General features: G+C 71.9%; 4 protein-coding genes and 1 pseudogene. 4 read left to right on the forward strand and 1 reads right to left on the reverse strand.

Going from position 1 to position 3,985, the window contains the following annotated elements; all coding sequences use genetic code 11:
* From ABZ646_RS42060 to ABZ646_RS42075, 4 genes and pseudogenes are all read left to right on the forward strand, one after another.
* Window positions 1-806: pseudogene (locus ABZ646_RS42060) on the forward strand (serine/threonine protein kinase); the annotation flags it as partial.
* A 56-nt stretch (window positions 807-862) separates the two neighbouring features.
* On the forward strand, window positions 863-1,834 hold the full coding sequence (locus ABZ646_RS42065) for an LLM class F420-dependent oxidoreductase (protein WP_360531713.1): 972 nt from the start codon (window positions 863-865) through the stop codon (window positions 1,832-1,834).
* A gap of 88 nt (window positions 1,835-1,922) precedes the next feature.
* Entirely contained in the window at window positions 1,923-2,963 is a 1,041-nt protein-coding gene (locus tag ABZ646_RS42070; RefSeq protein WP_360531716.1) for a hypothetical protein, read from the forward strand.
* A 63-nt stretch (window positions 2,964-3,026) separates the two neighbouring features.
* Window positions 3,027-3,452 carry an SsgA family sporulation/cell division regulator gene (locus tag ABZ646_RS42075; RefSeq protein WP_360531719.1) on the forward strand — a complete coding sequence of 142 codons (426 nt, stop codon included), beginning with the start codon at window positions 3,027-3,029 and terminating at the stop codon, window positions 3,450-3,452.
* An 87-nt stretch (window positions 3,453-3,539) separates the two neighbouring features.
* Here the strand turns inward: ABZ646_RS42075 and ABZ646_RS42080 are convergent, their stop codons facing one another.
* Window positions 3,540-3,941, reverse strand: coding sequence for a DUF6328 family protein (locus tag ABZ646_RS42080; RefSeq protein WP_360531722.1), 402 nt, complete (start codon window positions 3,939-3,941; stop codon window positions 3,540-3,542).
* Window positions 3,942-3,985 lie beyond the last annotated feature (44 nt).

Consider the following 3,985-nt stretch of genomic DNA (forward strand, 5'->3'; position numbering starts at 1 on the left):
GGCGGCCGGAAGAGGCGGGGGCGGATGCCAAAGCCCCGGTTCCGCGGCTGCGCGGCGCCTACGTGGCCGCCCGGGCCTCCGGGTGGAGCAGGGCCACCATGATCGGCGGGACCGCGCTGGCCGTGGTGACCGTGTCGGTGGCGGTGCTGGCCGCGACCCAGGGCCTGCCGGGCACCTCCTCGGCGGGCTCGGCACCCAGCGCCTCGGCCACGGCCTCCGGCCCGGGCAACCGCACGGACGGCAAGAGTCCGAGCACCTCCCCCTCCCCCGCACCCTCCGCCACCAAGGCATCGGCGCCGCCCAGCCCCAGCGCGTCACCCGCCGCCTCGGCCACGGTCGGCGCGCTCCCGGCGGGCTTCCGCCGTTACACCGCCCCGGAGGGCTTCTCGGTGGCGCTCCCCACGGGCTGGAAGCGCCTGGACACCGCGCGGGTGAAGGACCTCGCCTACCGGGTCACCTTCGGCCCGGGAGGCGACGATCCGCGCACCCTGGCGGTGACCTACAGCACCCAGGCGGGTCCCGACCCGGTCGCCGTGTGGCGGGACGACGTCGAACCCCAGCTGGAGAAGGAGGCCGGGTACCGGCGGATCGGCCAGATCACGGCGACCACCTACCAGGGCCGCAAGGGGGCGGACATGGAGTGGCTGTCAGGCACCGGCGCCGACCGGGTGCGCACCTTCGGGCGCGGCTTCCTGCTCGGCGGCGGCCGCAGCTTCTCCCTGCGCATCACCGCACCCGCCACGGCCTGGGACGACGCCGCGGACGAACTGGCGAGGAAGACGTTCCTGGCCACGTTCCGCGTCTAGCCTCCGTCTGCCGGGACGGGCCGTTTTCCCCGGGGCCTCCTGGGGACTCGCACCGTATGGTGCACATCGGATACACGATGATGACGGAACAGGCCGGTCCGCGTGATCTCGTGGATCACCTGGTGCGGGCCGAGGAGGCGGGCTTCGACTTCTCGGTGGCGTCGGACCACTACTTTCCGTGGCTGCGCTCCCAGGGGCACGCCCCCTATGTGTGGAGCGTCCTCGGCGCCGCCGCCCAGGCCACCTCGCGGATCCCGCTGATGACCTACGTCACCTGCCCCACGATCCGCTATCATCCCGCGATCGTGGCCCAGAAGGCGGCCACCGTACAGCTGCTGTCCGAGGGCCGGTTCCGGCTCGGGCTCGGCGCGGGCGAGAACCTCAACGAGCACGTCGTGGGCGGCGGCTGGCCGTCGGTGGACGTACGGCACGAGATGCTGGAAGAGGCCGTGGAGATCATCAGGGCGCTGTTCGCGGGCGGCCACGTCAACCACCACGGCACCCACTACGACGTGGAGTCCGCCCGCCTGTGGGACCTCCCGGACGAACCGCCGCCGATCGGCATCGCGGTCTCCGGCGAGCAGTCCTGCACGCTCGCCGGGAAACTGGCCGACCTGGCCATCGCGACCGAACCGAAGGCCTCGCTCCTGGACGCCTTCGACCGGCACGGCGGAGCGGGCAAGCCGCGCGTCGGCCAGCTGCCGGTGTGCTGGGACCCCGACCGCGACACCGCGGTGAAGCGGGCCCATTCCCAGTTCCGTTGGTTCGGCAGCGGCTGGAAGGTCAACTCCGAACTGCCGCACCCCGACTCCTTCGAGTCCGCGACCCAGTTCGTCACGCAGGACGACGTGGCCGCCTCCATCCCGTGCGGGGCCGACCCGGACGACTTCGTCGAGGCCGTACGGCCGTACGCGGAGGCCGGGTTCGGGGAGATCGCCCTGGTGCAGATCGGCGGTGAGTCGCAGCCGGAGTACCTGGACTGGTCCCGCACGACGCTGCTGCCCGCCCTGCGCGACGCGTTCGGCTGACCCCGGCCGATCGCCGGCCCCCGGCCGACGGGTCGGTAGGCTGCCGGACTGTACGTATGCAGTCCGGCAGCCTTCAGGAGCGTCCTCCGTGACCCTAGCGATCGACCCGTCCGAGACGTCCGGCGCGTCCCCGGCCCCCCTCTCCGACCTCGTGGCCCGGGACGCGCGGGAGTTCGGTGCCTACGTGCGCACCGGAGGCTGGACGTTCGGGCTGATGGTGGCCCGCAGTGTGCGACCGGGCGGGCAGGACGCGGAGGGGACGCCGAAGGTCTCGGCGAAGGAGTTCGCCGAGCTGGCCGGCTGCTCCCCGGAGCGCGTCATGCGCTACTACAAGGCCTGGGACCGGGCCGCCGACGACGGCTTGGTGCCGCACTTCGAGACACTCGCCCCGGGCCAGGAGGTCGAGCTCCCCGACTCCGACGTGTGGCTGGACTACTACGTCTCCCGCAACAGCGCCGCCTCGGAGCGCGGCACCGCCATCGCCGCGGCCGCAGAGGCGGAGGGCATCCGCCCCACCAAGGCCCTGGAGGTGGCCGAGAACCCCACCGCGCTGCGCGCCGCGATCCTCGCCGACCCCTCCACCGCGCGTGCCGCCCGCTCGGCACTCCTGGACCGCATCAAGGAGGACCCGGACCTCGGGACCGTGCTGGCCCGGGACGTGGTCCGCACCGACGACCTGAAGAAGGCGGTCGCCACCGAGAGCCGCTCCGCCGACCGGATCGGCTACGTCCGGCAGATCGCCGAGTCCGGCCGGATCAGGACCCCGGCCGGGCAGACCCTCGACGCGCCGGCCGAGCTGCGCCGGGAGGCCGAGCGCCACCTGTCCCTCCTCGACGAACTGGACGAGGACGAGGACACCGGCGAGTGGGCGACCGAGGCCTACGACACCATGAAGAACCTGATCGTCGAGGCGGTCGAGGCCGACCCCGACCTGCGCGTCCAGGAGCAGCGCACCAGGTTCTACAGCAGCCTGCAGAAGGCGACCAAGGCGTTCGAGGAGCTGACCTTCGACGACGCCCAGGACTTCTACGAGGACGACATGCTCCAGCGCCTGGAGGAACTCCAGCAGGCCATCGGGTCCTGCCTGGCGGCGCTGCGCGGTGCGCAGGGGAATTCCGCCTCGGATTGAGCGTTTTTCCTGTGAGAGGGGTACTAGAGGGCACCAAGCCGATCGTTCTCGGAGGCCTCTCGCGTGAACCCCATCGTGCACAGGACCCTGGTGGTACAGCTTCGGACGGACGGGACGGGCCGTTGTCCCGTCCTCGCCCATCTCTCCTACGACGCCGGTGACCCGTTCGCCGTCACCGCGGTGTTCGCCCTGGACGGCCGGGTGCTCGCCCGGTGGCGGCTGGACCGCGAGATGCTGAACGACGGCCTGAGAGAGCCGGTCGGGGTCGGGGACATCCGGTTGCGCCCCGAGCGGCAGGGGCGCTGGAGGGAAGTGCGGATGGAGTTCCTCGGCGATCCGCTGCCCGGCGGCGAGCGCCACCACGCGGTGGTCTTCGTGTGGGCGCCCGCCCTGGCCGCGTTCCTGAGCGACACGTACATGGCGGTGCCGCCCGGCCGGGAAGAGGTACGCATGGACGACGTCCTCGCGGAGATCCTCGCCACCGGCTGAGTGGCCGTCCGCGTAACGGTCCGCGGAGCGCCATGACCGCCGGGGTCGGTGGTGGCGGGTACGGCCGTCTCGGCCACCTCAGGCGGCTCAGCGGACGCTGTGACGGCGCCGCGCCCACAGGGGCACGGCGTACCAGCACAGCAGGTACCAGATCACCACGGCGAGGACCACCCAGGTCACATAGCCGCCGCTGGTGGCCACCCGGAGGATGAGCACCAGGGAGGCGGTCATGGTGGCCAGCAGCAGGAAGAGGCCGATCGACGTCAGCCGGGACGCGAGGCGGACGGCCTGCGGCTTCACTCTCCGGCCGGAGACCAGCCGGTGCAGGGACACCGGGCCGATGAGGGCGCCCGTGGCCGAGGCACCGAGGATGACGGTGACGATGTAGATGGTCTTGTCCGCGTGGGACAGGTGGGCGTACTTCTGCTGGAAGACCACGGTGAGCAGGAAGCCGAATTTTCGTGCCCGCCACCAGGTGGATGACTCCACTGCTGGTGTACACCGTGTTGCTGAGGGTGGCGTCCAGAGAAAAC

Origin of the sequence: Streptomyces sp. NPDC007162, from assembly GCF_040634175.1 — a bacterium.
Classification (GTDB): domain Bacteria; phylum Actinomycetota; class Actinomycetes; order Streptomycetales; family Streptomycetaceae; genus Streptomyces.